The sequence below is a fragment of the Acidovorax sp. CCYZU-2555 genome, from assembly GCF_018413525.1.
Classification (GTDB): domain Bacteria; phylum Pseudomonadota; class Gammaproteobacteria; order Burkholderiales; family Burkholderiaceae_C; genus Comamonas.
The window spans coordinates 1-19,319 of sequence record NZ_JAHCDD010000015.1; the positions used below are offsets into that span (position 1 = coordinate 1).

At 65.2% G+C, this 19,319-nt stretch carries 16 protein-coding genes; 2 read left to right on the forward strand and 14 right to left on the reverse strand.

Annotated features, from left to right (window positions below):
- Nucleotides 1–414: 414 nt before the first annotated feature.
- The 7 genes from gshB to KHY18_RS07400 all read right to left on the reverse strand — a co-directional run bounded on the left by gshB (nucleotide 415) and on the right by KHY18_RS07400 (nucleotide 10,265).
- Nucleotides 415–1,365, reverse strand: coding sequence for a glutathione synthase (gshB, locus tag KHY18_RS07370; protein ID WP_213296984.1), 951 nt, complete (start codon nucleotides 1,363–1,365; stop codon nucleotides 415–417).
- An 82-nt stretch (nucleotides 1,366–1,447) separates the two neighbouring features.
- The gene (locus KHY18_RS07375; RefSeq protein WP_213297000.1) at nucleotides 1,448–2,629 is read right to left on the reverse strand and encodes a benzoate/H(+) symporter BenE family transporter; all 1,182 of its coding nucleotides are present in this window, start codon (nucleotides 2,627–2,629) and stop codon (nucleotides 1,448–1,450) included.
- A gap of 34 nt (nucleotides 2,630–2,663) precedes the next feature.
- Entirely contained in the window at nucleotides 2,664–4,532 is a 1,869-nt protein-coding gene (locus KHY18_RS07380) for a potassium transporter Kup (RefSeq protein WP_213297003.1), read from the reverse strand.
- Between the two features lie 100 nt (nucleotides 4,533–4,632).
- Complete coding sequence (gene gshA, locus KHY18_RS07385) at nucleotides 4,633–5,928, reverse strand: glutamate--cysteine ligase (protein ID WP_213297016.1); 1,296 nt, start codon at nucleotides 5,926–5,928, stop codon at nucleotides 4,633–4,635.
- A 97-nt stretch (nucleotides 5,929–6,025) separates the two neighbouring features.
- Nucleotides 6,026–7,492 (reverse strand): TrkH family potassium uptake protein, encoded by a 1,467-nt coding sequence (locus KHY18_RS07390; RefSeq protein WP_213297019.1) that lies wholly within the window; start codon nucleotides 7,490–7,492, stop codon nucleotides 6,026–6,028.
- A 9-nt stretch (nucleotides 7,493–7,501) separates the two neighbouring features.
- Nucleotides 7,502–8,950 (reverse strand): Trk system potassium transporter TrkA, encoded by a 1,449-nt coding sequence (gene trkA, locus KHY18_RS07395; protein ID WP_213297022.1) that lies wholly within the window; start codon nucleotides 8,948–8,950, stop codon nucleotides 7,502–7,504.
- A gap of 34 nt (nucleotides 8,951–8,984) precedes the next feature.
- Nucleotides 8,985–10,265 (reverse strand): glutamate-5-semialdehyde dehydrogenase, encoded by a 1,281-nt coding sequence (locus KHY18_RS07400; RefSeq protein ID WP_213297036.1) that lies wholly within the window; start codon nucleotides 10,263–10,265, stop codon nucleotides 8,985–8,987.
- A 124-nt stretch (nucleotides 10,266–10,389) separates the two neighbouring features.
- Here KHY18_RS07400 and KHY18_RS07405 point away from each other — a divergent pair, with 124 nt between their 5' ends.
- The gene (locus KHY18_RS07405; protein WP_213297038.1) at nucleotides 10,390–10,692 is read left to right on the forward strand and encodes a hypothetical protein; all 303 of its coding nucleotides are present in this window, start codon (nucleotides 10,390–10,392) and stop codon (nucleotides 10,690–10,692) included.
- 156 nt (nucleotides 10,693–10,848) lie between these two features.
- Here the strand turns inward: KHY18_RS07405 and holA are convergent, their stop codons facing one another.
- Genes holA through leuS form a run of 3 tightly spaced genes read right to left on the reverse strand, consistent with a single transcriptional unit; the run spans nucleotide 10,849 to nucleotide 15,119 of the window.
- Entirely contained in the window at nucleotides 10,849–11,895 is a 1,047-nt protein-coding gene (holA, locus tag KHY18_RS07410; RefSeq protein ID WP_213297041.1) for a DNA polymerase III subunit delta, read from the reverse strand.
- Between the two features lie 7 nt (nucleotides 11,896–11,902).
- The gene (locus KHY18_RS07415) at nucleotides 11,903–12,403 is read right to left on the reverse strand and encodes an LPS-assembly lipoprotein LptE (protein WP_213297044.1); all 501 of its coding nucleotides are present in this window, start codon (nucleotides 12,401–12,403) and stop codon (nucleotides 11,903–11,905) included.
- A gap of 1 nt (nucleotide 12,404) precedes the next feature.
- Nucleotides 12,405–15,119, reverse strand: coding sequence for a leucine--tRNA ligase (gene leuS, locus KHY18_RS07420; protein WP_213297047.1), 2,715 nt, complete (start codon nucleotides 15,117–15,119; stop codon nucleotides 12,405–12,407).
- A gap of 335 nt (nucleotides 15,120–15,454) precedes the next feature.
- On the opposite strand from leuS, the gene KHY18_RS07425 reads away from it, so the two are divergent.
- Nucleotides 15,455–16,696 carry a mechanosensitive ion channel family protein gene (locus KHY18_RS07425; RefSeq protein ID WP_213297050.1) on the forward strand — a complete coding sequence of 414 codons (1,242 nt, stop codon included), beginning with the start codon at nucleotides 15,455–15,457 and terminating at the stop codon, nucleotides 16,694–16,696.
- Here the strand turns inward: KHY18_RS07425 and KHY18_RS07430 are convergent.
- From KHY18_RS07430 to KHY18_RS07445, 4 genes are read right to left on the reverse strand one after another with little or no spacing between them, the layout of a single operon-like run.
- Nucleotides 16,693–17,139 carry an ExbD/TolR family protein gene (locus KHY18_RS07430; protein WP_213297053.1) on the reverse strand — a complete coding sequence of 149 codons (447 nt, stop codon included), beginning with the start codon at nucleotides 17,137–17,139 and terminating at the stop codon, nucleotides 16,693–16,695. The genes KHY18_RS07425 and KHY18_RS07430 overlap by 4 nt on opposite strands.
- A 15-nt stretch (nucleotides 17,140–17,154) precedes the next feature.
- Nucleotides 17,155–17,826 (reverse strand): MotA/TolQ/ExbB proton channel family protein, encoded by a 672-nt coding sequence (locus KHY18_RS07435; RefSeq protein WP_213297067.1) that lies wholly within the window; start codon nucleotides 17,824–17,826, stop codon nucleotides 17,155–17,157.
- 8 nt (nucleotides 17,827–17,834) lie between these two features.
- Nucleotides 17,835–18,665, reverse strand: a complete 831-nt coding sequence (gene dapB, locus KHY18_RS07440; protein WP_213297070.1) for a 4-hydroxy-tetrahydrodipicolinate reductase — start codon at nucleotides 18,663–18,665, stop codon at nucleotides 17,835–17,837.
- Between the two features lie 59 nt (nucleotides 18,666–18,724).
- Nucleotides 18,725–19,285: an outer membrane protein assembly factor BamE gene (locus KHY18_RS07445; protein WP_213297073.1), complete on the reverse strand. Its 561-nt coding sequence runs from the start codon at nucleotides 19,283–19,285 to the stop codon at nucleotides 18,725–18,727.
- Nucleotides 19,286–19,319: the final 34 nt, after the last annotated feature.

Consider the following 19,319-nt stretch of genomic DNA (forward strand, 5'->3'; position numbering starts at 1 on the left):
GCTCTTTCGAGCTACTCATAAATTAAAGAATCAAAGTGAACTTCACTTCTTCTCTTCATGAGCGTTTGTAGTGCTATGCACTAGTTCCAAAAGAACTTGGCAGTTGCTTTCAAACGCCCACGCTTATCGGCTGTATATTTTTAAAGATCTGCAAGAAGTTTGACTTTCTTGCTGGACTCGCTGTGATCAGCTGAGCCTTGAATTCTACAACAGTTTTAAAGACCCTGTCAACTTTAAGTTTCTCGCTGCTTTCTCAGTGATTAGACTGTTTCAGCAGCGCAGCCTTGCATTGTAGCCCGGTTTTTCAACCGTTTTTCGAAACAAGGCCCGATTTCTGAAAATGGCTTTTTGTCGCCATCTGCCGACCTGCGGTCGGCAGATGCACCGCACGGCGGTGCATCTCTTGTGCGGGGATCAATTGTCGCTCAATTCCTGCTCGAGGGCGTCGAGGAACAGCGCAGCAACATCACAGCCAGTCTGGTCATAGATCTCCTGGAAGCAGGTCGGGCTGGTGACATTGATTTCGGTCACGCACTCGCCAATGATGTCCAGGCCCACAAGCAGCAGGCCGCGCCGCATGAGGATGGGGCCCAGTGCCTGCGCGATTTCAAGGTCCTTGGCGCTCAGCGGCTGGGCCACGCCCTTGCCGCCGGCAGCGAGATTGCCGCGCACTTCATTACCCTGGGGAATGCGCGCCAGCGAATACGGCACGGGCTTGCCGCCGATCACCAGCACCCGTTTGTCGCCGTCGACGATCTCGGGCAGGAATTTCTGCACCATCACGCTTTGCGCGCCATCGCGGTTGAGGGTTTCGATGATGCTGCCCAGATTGCGGCCGTCGGCGCCGACGCGGAAGATGCCCATGCCCCCCATGCCGTCGAGCGGCTTGAGGATGATGTCCTGGTGCTCGGCATGGAAGGCGCGGATTTCCTGCGCGTTGCGCGTGACCAGCGTAGGGCCGATGACTTCGGGGAATTCCATGATCGCCAGCTTTTCGGGATGCTCGCGCAAGGCGCTGGGCTTGTTGAGCACCTTGGCGCCTTCGCGTTCGGCCTGCTCGAGCAGGTGGGTCGCGTAGAAGAACTCGCTGTCGAACGGCGGGTCCTTGCGCATCAGCACCGCGTCGAACTCCGCCAGGTCCACGCGGCGCGTGCCCTGCTCGGTAAACCATTCGTCGGCATCGCCCGTCAGCACGATGTCACGCACCAGCGCCGAGACCTTGCTGCCGCGCTGCCAGGAAATGCTTTGCACTTCGCAGGCGGAGATCGCATGACCGCGGCGCTGGGCTTCGCGCATCATGGCAAAGGTGGTGTCCTTGTAGATCTTGAAAGACGCGAGGGGGTCGGCGATGAAAAGAAAGTTCATGGTAGTCACAACAGTTGCAGCCCAGGGGGCAGGCCATTCGCCGAAGAATCAGACATTACGGCGGGGCAGGAACAACGCGCGCTCAGGCACGGCGGCGACCATACTGTTGCACAAATAAGGCGAAGCTGCCGGCGAGCAGCCCCCACAGCGCCGAGCCTATGCCGAAGATCACCACGCCGCTGAGCGTGACCAGGAAAGTGATCAGCGCCGCCTCCCTGTGGTTTTCTTCGGCGAAGGCCGATGAAAGACCCGTGCCGATCGCGCCCAGCAGCGCCAGGCCGGCGATGGCCGCGACCAACTCGCGCGGGAATGCCGTCAGCAGCCCCGTCACCACGGCGCCGAAAAATCCTATCAATAGATAGAACAGGCCGCAGGCAGCGGCCGCCGCATAGCGCCGCGCCGGATCCGCATGGGCTTGCGGCCCCATGCAGATGGCAGCCGTGATGGCGCTGAAGTTGAGCGCGAAAGCGCCGAACGGCGCGAGCAGCAAAGTCACCACACCAGTCATGGTGATCAGGCGCGAAATGGGCAGGTCGTAGCCCGACGCCCGGATCACGGCCACGCCGGGCAGGTTCTGCGAGGCCATGGTCACCACGAACAGCGGCAGTGCCAGGCTGGTCGCTGCCGACCAGGACCATTCGGGCGCAGTGAATACGGGCCTGGCCAGCGCCCATTGGACCGACGACCAGGACATGTCGCCGGCAGCCGATGCCAGCGCCACGCCCGCGACCAGCGTCCAGACCACGCAATAGCGCGGAGCAAGGCGACGCGTCACCAGATAGGTCAGCAGCATGGCCAATACCAGCGGCAGTGCGGTCTGCGCCGCGGAAAACGCCTGCATGCCAAAGCGCGCCAGCACGCCGGCCAGCAGCGCTGAAGTAATGGCAACAGGTATGCGCTGCATCAGGCGCTCCAGTGCGCCGCTCGCGCCGACGACGATGGTCAGCAGCGCCGCGAGCATGAAGGCGCCTACGGCCTGCGCCATGGTGAAGCCATCGCCAGCGAGTCCGGCCGTGGCCAGCACGGCGGCCCCGGGCGTGGACCAGGCGATCATCACGGGCTTGCGCAGCCAAATAGATGGCAGCAGCGTGCACAGGCCCATGCCCAGCCCCAGGGCCCAGACCCAGGACGAGATCTGCGCGGGCGTGGCGCCGAAAGCCTGGGCGGCCTGGAACACCAGCGCCATGGAACTGGTGAAAGCCACCAACATGGCGACAAAGCCCGCCGCGACCGTGGACAGGCTCGAATCACGAAAGAAATGCATGCCTGATTCTGTCAGAGCATGCGCGCCAGCGCCTTTACAGCTCGATCTTGGAGCCGAGCTCGACGACCGAATTGCTGGGCAGACGCAGGAAGTCGGACACGCGGCTTGCGTTGCGGTGCATCTGCGCGAACAGCTTCTCGCGCCACGGCGCCATGCCCTGGCGCATGCCGGGGATGACGGCGTCGCGCGAGACGAAGTAGCTCGTGCCCATGGGGTCCAGCGGATAGCCCAGCCCCGACAAATGCGCCAGCGCCTTGGGCAGGTCGGGCTCGTTCTTGAAGCCGTAATGCACGGTCACCTGCCAGCAGTGGCCGCCCAGCGACTCGGCCTGCACGCGTTTTTCCATGCCCACCCATGGGACTTCATGGTTGCGCACCGTGACGAACAGGTTCTGCGCGTGCAGCACCTTGTTGTGCTTGAGGTTGTGCAGCAATGCCGAGGGCACGGTGCCCGGCTCGCCCGAAAGAAAGATCGCCGTGCCCGCGACGCGCTGCGGCGGGTGCTCTGCCAAGGCGCTCATGAAGCCCGACAGTTCTATCGACTCGCTTTGCAGGCGGTCGTGCAGCAACTGGCGCCCGCGCCGCCAGGTCATCATCAGCAGGAACACGACGCTGCCTATGGCCAGCGGGAACCAGCCGCCCTGGAACAGCTTGAGCAGGTTGGAGCTGAAGAACGCCAGGTCGATGACGAAGAAGCAGCCCGTGGCCGCCCAGCACAGCAGCCAGGGGTAATGCCAGCGGTAGCGGATCACGAAGAAGGTCAGCAAGGTGGTGATCAGCATGTCCAGCGTGACCGCGATGCCGTAGGCCGCCGCGAGGTTGCCGCTGGAACGGAACAGCATCACCGCCATCACGATGGCCGCGAACAGGCTCCAGTTGACCAGCGGGATATAGATCTGGCCGGCTTCCTTGGCGCTGGTGTGGCGGATTTCGAGCCGCGGCAGATAGCCCAGCTGGATGACCTGGCGCGTGACGCTGAACGCGCCGGTGATCAAGGCCTGCGAGGCGATCACCGCGGCCATGGTCGCAAGCAGCACCAGCGGCAGCAGCGCCCAGGCCGGCGCCATGCGGAAGAACGGGTTCTGCACCGCGTCGGGCTGGGCCAGCAGCAGCGCGCCCTGGCCGAAGTAATTGAGCGTCAGCGCGGGCATGGCCACGCCGAACCAGGCCAGGCGAATCGGCTTCTTGCCGAAATGCCCCAGGTCGGCGTAGAGCGCTTCGGCGCCCGTGACGCACAGCACCACCGCGCCCAGGATGATGAAGGCCACGCCGGGCTGGCGCCAGATGAAGCCCAGCGCATGGTGCGGACTCAGGGCCGCGAGAATTTCAGGGTGGCCAAGGATTTGCCTTATGCCCAGCACCGCGAGACAGCCGAACCACAGCAGCGTGATCGGCCCGAAAAACTTGCCTATGCCCGCCGTGCCGCGCTTTTGCACCGCGAACAGTGCCAGCAGCACCAGCAGCGCGAGCGGCAGCACGAACTTGCGAAAGTGCGGCGACACCACTTCGAGGCCTTCGACCGCCGAGAGCACGGAGATCGCGGGCGTGATGACGCCGTCGCCATAGAACAGCGACGTACCGAAGATGCCTATGGGCAGCAGCACGGCGCGCAGCCGCGGCTGGTCCTTGACCGCCTGGGAGGCCAGCGCGAGCATCGCCACCAGCCCGCCTTCGCCGTTGTTGTCGGCGCGCAGCACCAGGGTCACGTACTTGAGCGAGACGATCAGCGTGAGCGTCCAGAACAGGATGGACAGCACGCCGTAGACGTTGGCATGGGTGAAAGGCACATGGCCGGAGCCAAAGACTTCCTTGACGGCGTACAGCACGCTGGTGCCGATATCGCCGTACACCACTCCAATCGCACCCAAGGTGAGTGCTGCCAGCGAGGATTTTGGATTGTTCACTGAACGCACCCGGAGCCACTGCGGCGCCGGGTCTCCCTGTCATGGTGTGAGGGCCGTTGGGGTCGTCGGCAGGCTCGTTGCCCGCCGACGACGTCACGCATCAATCGTAGATTTCAGCGTCGGGGTTGGTGGCTTCGAGCTCGTAGCTCGCCGCGAGCATCGCCAGACGGCCGATCACGCCATACATGTAGAAGCGGTTGGGCGCGCTCGCGCCCGGGCGGGCACCGAGTTGCGGCAGCTGGGTGCTGTGCTCGAAAGCCAGCGGCACGAAGCTCGCGCCCGGGGCGTTGAGGTTTTCGTCCACGCCGCGCTCGGGGTGCATGCGGTAGAAGCCGCCGACCACATAGCGATCCATCATGTAGACCACGGGCTCGGCGACCGCATTGTTCATGCGCTCCTGCGTCAGCACGCCTTCCTGGATGATCACGTCGTGCACCGCCTGGCCGTCCTTGATGACGCCCATCTTGTTGCGCGACTTGCGCGTGAGCACTTCGAGGTCCTTGGCGTCGCGCACGGTCATCACGCCCATGCCGTAGGTGCCATGGTCGGCCTTGACCACGACGAACGGCTTTTCCTTGATGCCGTATTCCTTGTACTTGCGACGGATCTTGGTCAGCAGCATGTCGACCTGGGCGCTGAGCCCGTCCATGCCGGTGCCGTCGTTGAAGTCCAGGCCTTCGCAGTGGGTGAACATCGGATTGATCAGCCAATGGTCGATGCCCAGCAGCTTGCCGAAGCGCTTGGAGACTTCCTCGTAGCTCTGGAAGTGGCGGCTCTTGCGGCGCACGCTCCAGCCCGCGTGCAGCGGCGGCAGCAGGTACTGCTCATACAACTCTTCCAGAATGCCCGGCGGGCCGGCAGACAGGTCGTTGTTGAGCAGGATGGTGCAGGGATCGAAATCTTTCAGCCCCAGGCGGCGCTTGCTGCGGATCACGGGCTCCAGCGTGACCGATTCGCCGCTGGGCAGATTGATCACGGTGGTCTTCTTGATTTCGCGGCTGATGGAGCCCACGCGCACGTTGAGCCCGGCCATCTTGAAGATGCGCTGGAGCTGCACGACGTTGTTCAAATAGAACGTATTGCGCGTGTGGTTTTCCGGAATGATCAGCAGGTTGCGCGCTTCGGGGCAGATTTTTTCAATCGCCGCCATTGCGGCCTGCACTGCCAGAGGCAGCATTTCCTCGGTCAGATTGTTCCAGCCACCGGGAAAAAGATTGGTGTCGACAGGGGCAAGCTTGAACCCGGCGTTGCGGATATCGACAGAAGAGTAGAACGGAGGCGTGTGCTCCATCCATTCCAGGCGAAACCAGCGCTCGATCGCGGGCATGGATTCGAGAATACGCTGTTCAAGCTCGTTGATGGGGCCGGTCAGAGCCGTGATGAGATGCGGAACCATTGGTACCCTCAAGAGACGGTGGTGTATTGGATTGTAGGGATTTGGCAACGACGTCGGCTATTTACCCACCACCGATGGTAGTCCCGACGGCGTTGCGTCAGCGCCGCCAAAAGGAGGGTGTCAGCAATGCCATGAAGCTCAGAATCTCCAGCCGCCCCAAAAGCATGGCCAGCGTGCAGACCCAGATCTGAAAATCCGTGAGTCCCGCATAGTTGGAGGCGGGACCCACAGTTCCCAAGCCCGGACCCATGCAGTGCACACTGGCCAAAATGGCGGTGAACGCGGTCACGGGATCAAGGTCGGTGAGCAGCAGCAGCATGCTCAGAGTGATCACCGTGGCGCCGTACACCAGCATGAAGGCCAGTACGGAGAAAATCATGCGATTGTCCACTACTGCCGATCCCAATCGCACAGGTTGTACCGCGCGAGGGTGAACCAGGTGGGTCAGTTCGCGCCGCGCCTGCTTGAGCAGAATCAACATGCGCACCATTTTGATGCCGCCGCCGGTCGAGCCCGCACTGGTTGCGACGCCTGATAGCAACAACATCATCACGGGCAGGAAAACCGGCCAGCCGAGGTAGTCGACCGTGGCAAAACCCGTGGTGGTCGCGACCGAAATCACATTGAAGACGCCGTAGCGCAGCGCATCAAGCGGCTCGTATACGCCCTTGACCCACAGCAGCAGCGCGGCGAACAGACCGCCGCCCACGAGCACGCCGATGGTGGCGCGCATTTCGGGGTCGCGCCAGAAGCCCTGCAGCTGGCCCTTGCGCATGGCGACAAAGTAGAGCGCGAAATTGCAGCTCGCCAGCAACATGAAGAACAGCGCCACGGCCTCGAGCAGCGGCGAGTCGAAATAGGCAAAGCTCGCGTCATGCGAAGACAGTCCGCCCAGGCTCACGGTGGTGAACATGTGCATCAAGGCATCCATGGGCGTCATGCCGCCGGCCCAGAAAGCCAGGCCGCAGGCAATGGAAAACACCGCATAGACGCCCCACAGGCCCTTGGCGGTCTCGGTCATGCGCGGCGTCAGCTTGGTGTCCTTGATCGGGCCCGCGGCTTCGGCGCGAAACAGCTGGCTGCCGCCCACGCCCAGCAGCGGCAGCACCGCCACCGCCAGAATCAGAATCCCCATGCCGCCCAGCCACTGCAGGAAAGTGCGCCAGATGTTGATCGACATCGGCAGGTCGTCGAGGCCGACAAGCACCGTCGCGCCCGAGGTCGTGAGACCGGACACGGCCTCGAAGTAGGCGTGGGTGAACGAGACCGGCACGCCCAGCTGGTGCAGCGCCAGCATCAGCGGCAGACAGGCACACAGCGGCAGCACCAGCCAGACCAGGCTCACCAGGATCACGCCATGGCGCGGCTGCAGCTCGCGGCGAAAGCGGTTCAGGCCCAGCCACAGCACCAGGCCGGCCGCGGCCGTGACCGCGATCGACAGGGGATAGACGAGCCATATGCTTTCGTGCTGCTGCCAGGAGACCGCCAACGGCAGCAGCATGGCGAGCGCAAACATCACCAGCAGCATGCCCAGCACGCGCAGAACGGGAAACAGGTCACGCATGGTGGGCGCTCAGAAGAAGGTGGCGCTCACGCGGAACAGCTTTTCCACATCACGCACCAGGCGCTTGTTCGGCAGGAAGAACACCACATGGTCGTTGCTTTCGATCACCGTATGGCTGCGCGGAATGATGACCTGGGGCTCGCGCGCGTCCTTGTCGGCTTCGGCTTCTTCGAGGCCGCGCACGATCAGGCCGATATGCACGTCGAGCGGCAGGCGCAGCTCCTCGACCCGCCGGCCGACGACGCGCGAGCTCTTGCGGTCGCCGCGCGCCACGATTTCCAGTGCCTCGGCCACGCCGCGGCGCAGGCTGTGCACGGCCTGCACGTCGCCGCGGCGCGCGTAGGCCAGCAATTCGCCGAGCATGGCCTGGGCCGGCGACAGCGCGATGTCGATCTGCGTGCCGTGCATCAGGTCGGCATAGGTGCGGCGGTTGATCAGCGACAGCACGCGCGTCGCGCCCATGCGCTTGGCGAGCAGACAGGACATGATGTTGTCCTCGTCGTCGTCGGTCAGCGCCAGGAACAGGTCGACATCCTCGACGTTCTCGTCGCCCAGCAGGTCTTCATCGGTCGAGTCGCCCTGCAGCACCAGCACTTCGGTCGGCAGCATGGCCGCCAGCTCGGTGCAGCGCTGTTCGCTTTCTTCGAGCACCTTGATATGGAACTGGCCCGGCACCTGCGCCAGCTGGCTCGCCAGGCGCTGGCCGACACGGCCGCCGCCGACAATCATGATGCGGCGAACGGGCTTGGCCTTCTGGCCGCGCGGGCGGTGCAGCGCGCTGAGAATTTCGGGCAGGTGGTCGCGCGCGGCAAGCACGAAGACTTCATCGCCGGGCTCGATCAGCGTCATGCCGTCGCAGCGCACGAAGCGGTCGGGTTCGTCGGCGAAGCGCCGGTAGATCGCGACCAGGCGCATCGCCAAATCGGGCATGCTGTCGCGCAGCTCGCCTATGCGCAGACCCACGGCAGGCGCACCGGCGCGCGCGCGCGCCGAAGCCAGGCAGGCGCGGCCGCCGGCGAACGCGCGCACCTGCAGCGACTCGGGGTATTCGATCAGCTTGCCGATGTAGCGGGTCAGAGACTCTTCGGGGCAGATGATGCGGTCGACCGCAAAGCCTTCCTTGCCCAACAGCGGCGAGTCGGGCGCGAAACCCGAGGAGCGCACGCGCGCGATGCGCGTGGGCACGTTGAACATCATGTCGGCGACCTTGCAGCACACCAGATTGGTTTCATCGAGCGCCGCGCAGGCGATCAGCAGATCGGTGTCGCGCGCGCCGGCCTCGGCCAGCACCGCGGCATCGGTGCCGTTGCCGACCACGCCGCGCAGATCGAAGCGCGATTCGAGCTCGCGCAGCCGGCGGCTGTCGGTGTCGATCACGGTGATGTCGTTGCGTTCGGACACCAGGCTTTCGGCCACGCTATACCCCACGCGCCCCGCACCCAGAATGATGATTTTCATGAAATTCGCTGGTGATGCAGGGCGCGGGCAGACTTCAGACGCGGACTTCGCCGTCGCCCAGCACGACGTACTTGAGCGAAGTCAGGCCTTCGATGCCCACGGGGCCGCGCGCATGGAACTTGTCGGTGCTGATGCCGATTTCCGCGCCCAGGCCGTATTCGAAGCCGTCGGCAAAGCGCGTGCTGGTGTTGACCATCACGCTGGCCGAATCGACTTCGCGCAGGAACTGCTGCGCATGGCGGTGGTCGGTGGTGAGGATGGCTTCGGTGTGGGCGCTTGAATAGCGGTTGATATGGGCAATCGCCTCGTCGACGCCGGCCACGACCTTGATGCTGATGATGGGCGCCAGGTATTCCTCGCTCCAGTCCTGCTCGGTCGCGGCAACGAGCTGTGCGCCGGCCACGCCTTGCAGCAGGGCCAGCGATTCCGCGCAGCCGCGCATTTCGACACCCTTGGCGGCGAACACCGCGCCGATCGCGGGCAGGAACTGCGCCGCGACCGCGCGCGCCACCAGCAGGCTTTCGCTCGCATTGCAGGGGCTGTATTTGCTGGTCTTGGCGTTGTCGGCGACCTTGACGGCCATGGCGAGATCGCAAGGGTCGTCGACATAGGTATGGCAGTTGCCGTCCAGGTGCTTGATGACCGGCACCTTGGCTTCGCGGCTGATGCGCTCGATCAGGCCCTTGCCGCCACGTGGAATGATCACGTCTACGTATTCGGGCATGGCGATCAGCTGGCCCACGACCTCGCGGTCGGTAATTTGCACCAACTGCACCGCATGCTCGGGCAGGCCGGCTTCGGTCAGCGCCTGCTGCACCAGCCGGGCCAGCGCCTGGTTGGAGGCAATCGCTTCGGAGCCGCCGCGCAGAATGCAGGCGTTGCCGCTCTTGATCGACAGGCTCGCGGCTTCGATGGTGACGTTGGGTCGGCTTTCGTAAATCATGCCGAACACGCCGATGGGCACGCGCATCTGGCCCACGCGTATGCCGCTGGGCTGCTGCTTCATGCCGACGATTTCGCCGATCACATCGGGCATGACTGCGAGCTGCTCGCAGCCCAGGGCGCAGGTTTCAAGCACCTTGGGCGTGAGGCGCAGGCGGTCGACCATGGGGGCCGACAGGCCGTTGGCCTGGGCCGGCACCAGGTCGAGCGCGTTGTCGTCCTGCAGTGCGGCGGTGTTCTCACGCAGCAGCCGCGCCAGCGCCAGCAGGGCGCGGCTTTTGGTGGCCGCCGAGGCGCGGGCCATCTGTGCCGAGGCCGCTTTGGCCTGGGCACCAAGGGTGTGTGTGTATTCCACGATATTGAGCGCGTTCATGCCGCGATTTTGACCGAGTTGGCGCGCGCTGACTGCCGGGTGGCGCAGAAGCCTCATTTCCGAGCGTGCCGCAGCCTCCCGCTTGACGGCACAATGGATGCGTTGCTTCCAGGGAGAAACGGATATGACCGTCAATACCGCACTGTTTGAACTGCATGCGCTGCAACAGGCGCTGCAGCAGCTGTCGGCCGGCAAGATCACGGCCAGTGAACTCGGCGCGCAGGCGCGCGCCACGTCCCATTTGCTCGCCCGCCTGCCGCCGCGCTATGGCCAGGTGCTGCAGGACCTGCTCGACCGACTCGAAGCGAGCGCGCTGTTCACCGAGGAAAGCTGTTCATTCAGCCAGAGCGAACTGCTGACGCACCTGCAGGGCTGGGCCGACAAGGCCCAGGAAACGCTGGAGTTGACGCCTCAGGTGCCGGAATAACCGCTCTTCATGGCCGTTCGCTCTGAGGCCTGAGTCTGTCCAACAAATACCGGCCCTTCGACAGGCTCAGGGCGAACGGTGTTTTGAGGCCCGTTCTCGCTTACCTGGCTCCAGGTGATCGGGGCGAACAGCGCGGTGCCCCTGATCAGGGGTACATCATTTAAACGACTGCACCATCTCGAACGCCAGCCGGCGCAGCGCCTGCCAGCCGTCCTGCGGCCAGTCCGGGGACTTGAGGCCCTTGACGATGCCGTCGACGGTGTGCGCCGACTGCAGCAGCTGCGCCGCGGCCTGGTCGTTCAGCCGCGGCACGATGCGCTCGAAGAAGCGCTCCTTCGCGCCCCAGATGCGCTGCTCGCGCAGCGCCATGGGCAGCGGACGACCGCCCGCGATCGCGTCCTTGACGCGCTTGAGCGCGCGGATGTCTTCGGCCAGCGCCCAATGCACCAGCACTTCGGCCACACCTTCGGCCTGTAGGCCGTCGAGCATGCGCTGCACGCGCGCGAGCTGACCCGACAGCACGGCGTCGGACAGCTTGAACACGTCGTAGCGCGCGACATTGAGCACCGCCTGCTCGATCTGCGCCCCATGCAGCTCGCCGGCCGGGTACAGCAGCGCGAGTTTCTGGATTTCCTGGTGCGCGGCCAGCAGATTGCCTTCGACGCGGTCGGCAAAGAACTGCAGCGCGCGCTGGCCCTCCTCGCCCGCGACCACGCGCTGGCCCTGGGCCCCGAGCCGCTGGGCGATCCAGGGCGGCAGCGCCGCGCGCTCGATGGGCTCGATCTGCAGCGTGACGCCATGCGCGTCGAGCGCCGAGAACCAGGCACCGGTCTTGGTCGCCTTGTCCAGGCGCGGCAGCATGACCAGCGTCAGCGTGCTGTCGTTGCCCTGGGCGGACTCGGCCAGCTGCTGCAGCGCCTGGCTGCCGTCCTTGCCCGGCTTGCCCGAAGGAATGCGGATTTCGAGGATCTGCTTGTCGGCGAACAGCGACAGCGAGCCACCCGCGGCCAGCACGGCGCTCCAGTCGAAGTGCGCGCCGGCCACCGTGTGGCTGCTGCGTTCTGAATAGCCCGCGGCACGCGCCGCCGCGCGGATCGCGTCGGCTGCTTCCTGTTGCTGCAGCGGCTCGTCGCCGTGCAGGGTGTAAAGCGAGCGCAGGCCCTTGCCGAGGTGGGCCTGGAGCTGGTTCAGGCCAAGTTGCATTGCACGCTCACAGTGTTTTGACGGCCGCGAGACGGCGCAGCAGTTGCTGCACCAGATCGGTCTGCATGTTGCGGAACAGCAGCAGCTCTTCCGCTTCCTTGGACAGCGCAATGGTTTCGTTGTAGCTGATGTCGCGTTGCTGCAGCAGCTCGGTATCGGGGATGACATCGTCGCCGTTGGGCTTGCGCAGCTTGAAACGCACGCGCAGACGCAGTTGCAGCTCGCGCACCTGGCCCGAGGCGTTGAGGCCCACGACCACGCGCTCCTGCCGCTCGCTGATCAGCTCGAAGATGACTTCGGCGTCATCGGGCGAGCGCGGATCGCGCAGCACCTTCAGCTCCCCGGTCGACGAGGACAGCGTGCGCTCCAGCTCACGCGCCAGCATGGAGCCGCGCGCCGCCTGGATGAACAGCGAACGGAAGGCGAACTGGGGCACGCCGCGCAGGCGGAAACCGCACGCCGCAAGAGGCACCACGGACATCAAAGAGAGCAGCGTGCGTTTGCGCATGTCAGACCACCACGTTCACCAAGCGGCCCGGCACCACCACCACTTTCTTGGGGGCGGCACCCGCGGCCTGTTTCAGGAAAGCGTCGCTGGCCAGGGCCAGGCGCTCGATTTCGGCCTTGTCGGCCGTCGCGGCGACGCGGATCGAGCCGCGCAGCTTGCCATTGACCTGCAGCATCAGTTCGATCTCGTCCTGCACCAAGGCCTTGGCATCGACCACGGGCCAGGGTGCATCGAGCAGTTCGCCCAGATGCTGGCTGTAGCCCAGGCTGCTCCACAGCGCATGCGTCACGTGGGGCGTTGCCGGGTACAGGCAGCGCAGCAGAATGCCGAAGCCTTCGATCGCCGCGATCTGGCCGTCGGGCGTGTCGGTGCCCTTGAAGCTTTCGAGCGCGTTGATCATCTTCATCGCACCCGAGACCACGGTGTTGTACTGCATGCGCTGGTAGTCGTAGTCGACCTGCTTGAGCACGGTATGGATTTCGAGGCGCAGTGCCTGGGCGTCCTTGCCGAACGTCACGCCCGACAGGTCGCGCGCGCTCGCGCCGACCGCGTCGGCCGCGGCGTAGTCGCCGGCCAGCAGCTTGAAGCCGTAGTTGTAGACGCGGCGCAGGAAACGGTAGCTGCCTTCGACGGCGGCATCGTTCCACTCGAGCGTGGCTTCGGGCGGCGCGGTGAACATGGTGTACAGGCGCGCGGTGTCGGCGCCGTACTTGCTGATCAGCTCCTGCGGATCGATGCCGTTGTTCTTGGACTTGGACATGGTGCCCACGCCCTCGTAATCGATCGCCGTGCCCACGGGCAGCAGGCCGTCGGCGCTGTCGACCGCGGTCTTGAGCTGCGCACCGACGATCTTGCCGGCGTCATCGAGCACATGCTCGACGTCCTTGGGCCAGAAGTATTCCTTCGCGCCCTTGGCCGTGCGGCGGCTGTAGATGTGGTTGAGCACCATGCCCTGGGTCAGCAGCTGCGAGAACGGCTCGTCGAACTTCACCAGGCCCAGGTCGCGCATCACCTTGGTCCAGAAGCGCGCGTACAGCAAGTGAAGAATCGCGTGCTCGATGCCGCCGATGTACTGGTCCATGCCGCTGCCGCGCATCCAGTAGTCGGTGGCGTCACCGACCATCTGTTCGCTGTTCTTGGCATCGCAATAGCGCATGAAGTACCACGAGCTGTCGACGAACGTGTCCATCGTGTCGGTCTCGCGGCGTGCGGGCTTGCCGCAGCAGGGGCAGACCACGCCTGCATGGAAGACTTCGCTCTTGACCAGCGGATTGCCCGAGCCATCGGGCACCAGGTCCTGCGGCAGCACCACGGGCAGGTCTTTTTCGGGCACCGGCTGGGCGCCGCAGTCTTCGCAGTGGATGATGGGGATGGGGGTGCCCCAATAGCGCTGGCGGCTCACGCCCCAGTCGCGCAGGCGCCAGGTGGTCTTCTTCTCGCCCAGGCCCTTGGCGGCTACCAGTTCGGCGACCTTGTCGACCGCCTGCGCATGGTTCAGGCCGTCGAGCACGCCGGAGTTGACGCAGACCGACTTCTGCTTGTCGCCGTACGAATCGGCCCAGGCTTCGGTCGAGAAGGCTTCGCCCTCGACAGCTACGACCTGACGGATGGGCAGGTTGTATTTCTTGGCGAACGCGAAGTCGCGCTCGTCATGCGCGGGCACGCCCATCACGGCGCCGTCGCCGTAGCCCATCAGCACGTAGTTGCCGACCCAGACTTCGACCGACTCGCCGGTCAGCGGATGGGTGACGAACAGGCCCGTGGCCATGCCTTCCTTTTCCTTGACCGCGAGTTCGGCTTCGGTGGTGCCGCCCTTCTTGCATTCCTCGATGAAGGCGGTGAGCGCGGGGTTGGACGCGGCCGCATGCGTGGCCAGCGGATGCTCTGGCGCCACGGCGCAGAACGTCACGCCCATGACGGTGTCGGCACGCGTGGTGAACACGTACATCTTGCCGTCCTGGATCAGCGCGCCCTGGGCGTCGCGGATGTCATGCGTGAACGCGAAGCGCACGCCGCTCGACTTGCCTATCCAGTTTTCCTGCATCAGCCGCACCTTGTCGGGCCAGCCGGTCAGCGTCGCCTTGTCGTTGCCGACCTGGACATGGTCCAGCAGCTCCTGGGCGTAATCGGTGATCTTCAGGTAGTAGCCGGGGATCTCGCGCTTTTCGACCAGCGCACCGGTGCGCCAGCCGCGGCCGTCGATGACCTGCTCGTTGGCCAGCACGGTCTGGTCGACCGGGTCCCAGTTCACGACCTGGGTCTTGCGGTAGGCAATGCCCTTGTCGAGCATCTTCAGGAACAGCCACTGGTTCCAGCGGTAGTACTCGGGGTCGCAGGTCGCGACTTCGCGGCTCCAGTCGATCGCCAGGCCCATCGACTGCATCTGCTTCTTCATGTAGGCGATGTTGTCGTAGGTCCACTGGGCCGGCGGCACCTTGTTCTTCAGCGCCGCGTTTTCCGCGGGCAGGCCGAACGCGTCCCAGCCCATGGGCATCAGCACGTTGTAGCCCTTCATGCGCAGATGGCGCGTGAGCATGTCGTTGATCGTGTAGTTGCGCACATGGCCCATGTGCAGCTTGCCGCTGGGATACGGCAGCATCGAGCAGGCATAGAACTTCTTCTTGCTGTCGTCTTCGGTGACACGGTAGGCGTCACGGGCGGCCCAGTGCTCATGCGCCGCGCGCTCGAGCTCGATATGGTTGTATTTGTCTTGCATGATGGAGAGCGGGTTCCGGCAGCAGGGCGCCGGTGAAAGCCAAGGTCAACCGGGATTTTAGGCCGGACGCCACATCGCACTGCCGTGAGCGGCTATCTCCTTGCGCAAAACATGCGCGCCGGGCATGCCGCACGCGCCTGGAAAAGGGTTTTGAACGCCTGCCTCACCGGCCCCGGTCGCTGTTGCCTATGCTGTGAAATCCTTCTGCCCCGGGCCGCGCCCTGCATGGAACTTGTCGCCCGGCCTTCGGTCTCACCCCGTCTTTCCCCCTCCCCCGCCTAATTGAGGAGTCACTTCTGGTGCCTTGGTCATTGATTTCCGAACTGGAGCCCTGGATGCAATCCATCGTGGGCCTGGTCCTGCTGGCCCTGCTGGCGATTGCCAGCCGCTATCTGGCGCAATTCTTCCTGCAGCGCGTCGTGCGCCGCGTGCGCCTGGGCCTGGCCGCGAACTGGGCCGAGATCCTGCTGCACGACAAGGTGATGCGCCGACTCACGCAGACCGTGCCCTGGTTGGTGGTGCAGATCGGCATGGCCGACATCCCCCATCTGCCGGCACGGCTGCATGGACTGCTGCTGAACCTCGCGGTCGCGGTCAGCATCGTGTTGGTGCTGCGCACGTTCAACGCGCTGCTCGACGCGATGAACGAGACCCACGACCGCAAGGAAAAGCGCAAGCTCTCGACGCATTCGATCAAGAGCTATGTGCAACTGTGCAAGCTGCTGGCCGTGCTGGTCGCGGCCGTGTTGATCATGGCGACGATGCTGGACCGCTCGCCGCTGCTGCTGCTGTCGGGCCTGGGCGCGCTGTCGGCCGTGCTGATGCTGGTCTTCAAGGACACCATCCTGTCGTTCACCGCGGGCGTGCAGCTGGGCTCGAACGACATGATCCGCGTCGGCGACTGGGTGGAAATGCCCCAGGTCGGCGCCGACGGCTTCGTGATCGACATCGCGCTCAACATCGTCAAGGTGCAGAACTGGGACAAGACCATCACCACCATTCCCACCTGGAAGCTGATGAGCGACAGCTTCAAGAACTGGCGCGGCATGTCGCAATCGGGCGTGCGCCGCATACGGCGCGCGCTGCGCATAGACGCCGACACCATCCGGGTGCTCGACGCCACGCAGCTCGAACAACTGTCGCGCATCGCGCTGCTCAAGGACTTTCTGGCCGAAAAGCGCGCCCAGACCGCGGCGCTGCCGGCCTCGGCCATGGCCCAGTCGGCGCCCTTCCACCCGCTGCAACTGACCAACCTCGAACTGCTTCGCGCCTATGCGTTTGCCTATCTGAACGTGCACCCGGGCATACAGCACGACACCTACCTGCTGGCGCGTACGCTGGAGCCCACGACCGAAGGCGTTCCGCTGGAGCTGTACTGCTACACCTCGACGTCGATCTGGGTCGAATATGAAAACATCCAGGGCAGCATTTTCGACCACCTGATAGGCGTGCTGCCGGAGTTCGGCCTGCGGCTGTACCAGCGGCCGTCGGGCAGCGATGTGCTGTCGGGGCTGCGTCCATTGGCGCAGGGCAGCCTGGCTCAGGGCAGCCTGGGGCCGCGCGAGGCGCAGAACTAGGGAGCGCGGGCGGTCTCTGCCGGCTCGGCGACAAAGCCAATGCGCGCGAGCCCGGCCGCATGGGCCCAGCCCATCACCGCGACCACGCGGCCGTAGGGCACGGCGGCATCGGCGCGCAACTGCAGCTCGGCCTGGGGCTGGGACGCTCCCAGCGCCGCCAGGCGTTCGCGCAGCGCGGCTTCGGGCAGTTCCTCGCCATCGATCCACAGCCGGCCTTGCGCATCGACTTCGAGTGCAATGGACTGCTGCGGCGTGGTCGGCACCACCGGCGTCGTGCCCTGGGCCTGGGGCAATTGCACGCGCAGCGCGGCCGCGAGCACAGGCGCGGCAAGAATCAGGATGACGACCAGCACCAGCATCACGTCGACCAGCGGCGTGACGTTGATGCCGCTCAGCGGCTCAGGCGCGGAGCCGGTGCGACGGTCGAAGCGGCCGAATGCCATGGCGCGGCAGCTGAATCAGGCCGCGGGCTTGGCGTCGTCGCCAAAGACCGCCTGCAAATCGTGGGCAAAGCCTTCGAGTTCGGCTTCGATGCGGCCCGCGCTGCGGCCCTGCAGGTTGTAGCCCAGCACCGCGGGAATCGCCACGGCCAGGCCGGCCGCGGTCATCACCAGCGCTTCGCCCACCGGTCCTGCAAGCTGCGCGATGCCGACTTGCTGGCTGTCGGCCAGCAGCGTCAGCGCATGGTGAATGCCCCAGACCGTGCCCAGCAAGCCGACGAACGGGGCGAGCGTGCCCACCGAGGCCAGCAACACCTGGCCCCACTGCAGCGGTGCGCTGGCGGACTGCAGCGCGGCGCGCAGGCCGCGCGTGAGCTGGGCCGAGGCCGCGCCCTGTTGCGCCAGCGGCAGGCTGGCGCCGCCGGAAAGAGCGGGAGGCTGGGCCAGCGCATCGACCAGCGGCAGCACCAGGCCGCTGCGGTCCAGCGCGGCGACCTGTTCGCGCGCCTGCGCCAGCGAGGGCGCGCGCCAGAACGCGGCCATGCATTGCGGCACCTGGCGGCGGCTGCGCGCCAGCAGCCAGGCCTTGTAACCCATCACCACCCAGCTGGCGACCGACAACACCAGCAACAGCAAGGCCGTGGCCTGCGTGACCGCATCGCCTTGGGTGAACCAGAGCCAGCGATCCATGGGGTGGATCAGCGCAGGCCGAGCACGTCGAACATGTCGAACATGCCCTGGGGCTTGTCGGCGAGGAAACGCACGGCGCGCAGGCTGCCCTGGGCGTAGGTTTCGCGGCTCGACGACTTGTGCGTGATTTCGATGCGTTCGCCGGTTCCGGCGAACAGCACCGTGTGGTCGCCGACGATGTCGCCGCCGCGCACCGTCGCGAAGCCGATCGACGAAGGGTCGCGCGCGCCGGTGTGGCCGTAGCGTTCGTAGACCGCGCATTCGGCGAGGTCGCGGCCCAGCGCGTCGGCGATCACTTCGCCCATCTTGAGCGCCGTGCCCGAAGGCGCGTCGACCTTGTGGCGGTGGTGGGCTTCGACGATTTCGATGTCGTAGCCCGTGGACAGCGCCTTGGCCGCCATTTCGAGCAGCTTGAGCGTGACGTTGACACCCACGCTCATGTTCGGCGCGAGCATCACCGCGACCTGCTGGGCGCCTTGGGCCAGCGTCTTCTTCTCTTCATCGCTGAAGCCGGTCGTGCCTATCACCAGCTTCACGCCCAGGTCCTTGCAGACCTCGAGGTGGGCCAGCGTGCCTTCGGGGCGCGTGAAATCAATCAGCACTTGCGCCTGGGCCAGGCCCTGGCGCAGGTCGGACGTGATGACCACGCCGCTGGCGCTGCCCAGAAAGGCCGTGGCGTCAATGCCCAGGGCCGGGCTGCCGGGCACGTCGAGCGCGCCCGCGAGAACGCAGTCGTCGCTGTTGTGAATGGCTTCGATCAGCATGCGGCCCATGCGGCCGGATGCGCCGGCCACGGCGATGCGGTGGCGTGCGGCGGCGGGCGAGAGATTCGCGGTCATGTTGGTAATCCTGGGAAAGCAGCCGGCAGCGCGCGCAGGCGCTGCAGCGGCGAAAAAACTCAGCGGCCGGGCGCTTCGAGCGGCGGGTACTGCTTGGGGGCGTCCGTGGGCGCAAGCACTTCGGTGTCGGCGGGCGAGCCGGTGGGCGCGGGGAAGCGCGCGAGTTGCGCGGGCGTGGCTTCGAGCACCGGCACCTTGCCGCCGGCCTTTTTCGAGCCCAGGGTCGCGACGAAGTCGGCTTCGGAAGGCATTTCATCGCCTTCGTGGCGCACCAGGCGGTCGCCTTCGAAGAACACCGTCAGCTTGCGCGTCTGGATTTCGAGGTCCTTGCGCTTGAGCGTGAACACATATTCCCAGCGATCCGCGTGGAACACACTGGTCAGCAACGGCGTGCCGAGAATATCGCGGACCTGCTGGCGGCTCATGCCGGGCGCCAGGGCCTCGACCTGTTCGCGGGACACGAAATTGCCCTGAACCACTTCGACCTTGTAAGGAGTGACAGCGCTGGCAGCGCTGGCGATGCGATGGCTCGCGTTGTCTAGGCTGCCACAGGCAGCCAGGACGGCAGCGACCACCACAGTCAGCGCCAGACGGGCACTGCAACGGGCTTGGACATGCATGGGTATGGCTTAGGGGATATGATCAAATCATTGT

Excerpts from the sequence above, each read along its gene's own strand:
- gshB (WP_213296984.1), bottom strand. The coding sequence starts at position 1,365 with ATGAACTTTCTTTTCATCGCCGACCCCCTCGCGTCTTTCAAGATCTAC.
- KHY18_RS07375 (WP_213297000.1), bottom strand. The coding sequence starts at position 2,629 with ATGCATTTCTTTCGTGATTCGAGCCTGTCCACGGTCGCGGCGGGCTTT.
- gshA (WP_213297016.1), bottom strand. The coding sequence starts at position 5,928 with ATGGTTCCGCATCTCATCACGGCTCTGACCGGCCCCATCAACGAGCTT.
- KHY18_RS07390 (WP_213297019.1), bottom strand. The coding sequence starts at position 7,492 with ATGCGTGACCTGTTTCCCGTTCTGCGCGTGCTGGGCATGCTGCTGGTG.
- trkA (WP_213297022.1), bottom strand. The coding sequence starts at position 8,950 with ATGAAAATCATCATTCTGGGTGCGGGGCGCGTGGGGTATAGCGTGGCC.
- KHY18_RS07400 (WP_213297036.1), bottom strand. The coding sequence starts at position 10,265 with ATGAACGCGCTCAATATCGTGGAATACACACACACCCTTGGTGCCCAG.
- KHY18_RS07405 (WP_213297038.1), top strand. The coding sequence starts at position 10,390 with ATGACCGTCAATACCGCACTGTTTGAACTGCATGCGCTGCAACAGGCG.
- holA (WP_213297041.1), bottom strand. The coding sequence starts at position 11,895 with ATGCAACTTGGCCTGAACCAGCTCCAGGCCCACCTCGGCAAGGGCCTG.
- KHY18_RS07415 (WP_213297044.1), bottom strand. The coding sequence starts at position 12,403 with ATGCGCAAACGCACGCTGCTCTCTTTGATGTCCGTGGTGCCTCTTGCG.
- leuS (WP_213297047.1), bottom strand. The coding sequence starts at position 15,119 with ATGCAAGACAAATACAACCATATCGAGCTCGAGCGCGCGGCGCATGAG.
- KHY18_RS07425 (WP_213297050.1), top strand. The coding sequence starts at position 15,455 with ATGCAATCCATCGTGGGCCTGGTCCTGCTGGCCCTGCTGGCGATTGCC.
- KHY18_RS07430 (WP_213297053.1), bottom strand. The coding sequence starts at position 17,139 with ATGGCATTCGGCCGCTTCGACCGTCGCACCGGCTCCGCGCCTGAGCCG.
- KHY18_RS07435 (WP_213297067.1), bottom strand. The coding sequence starts at position 17,826 with ATGGATCGCTGGCTCTGGTTCACCCAAGGCGATGCGGTCACGCAGGCC.
- dapB (WP_213297070.1), bottom strand. The coding sequence starts at position 18,665 with ATGACCGCGAATCTCTCGCCCGCCGCCGCACGCCACCGCATCGCCGTG.
- KHY18_RS07445 (WP_213297073.1), bottom strand. The coding sequence starts at position 19,285 with ATGCATGTCCAAGCCCGTTGCAGTGCCCGTCTGGCGCTGACTGTGGTG.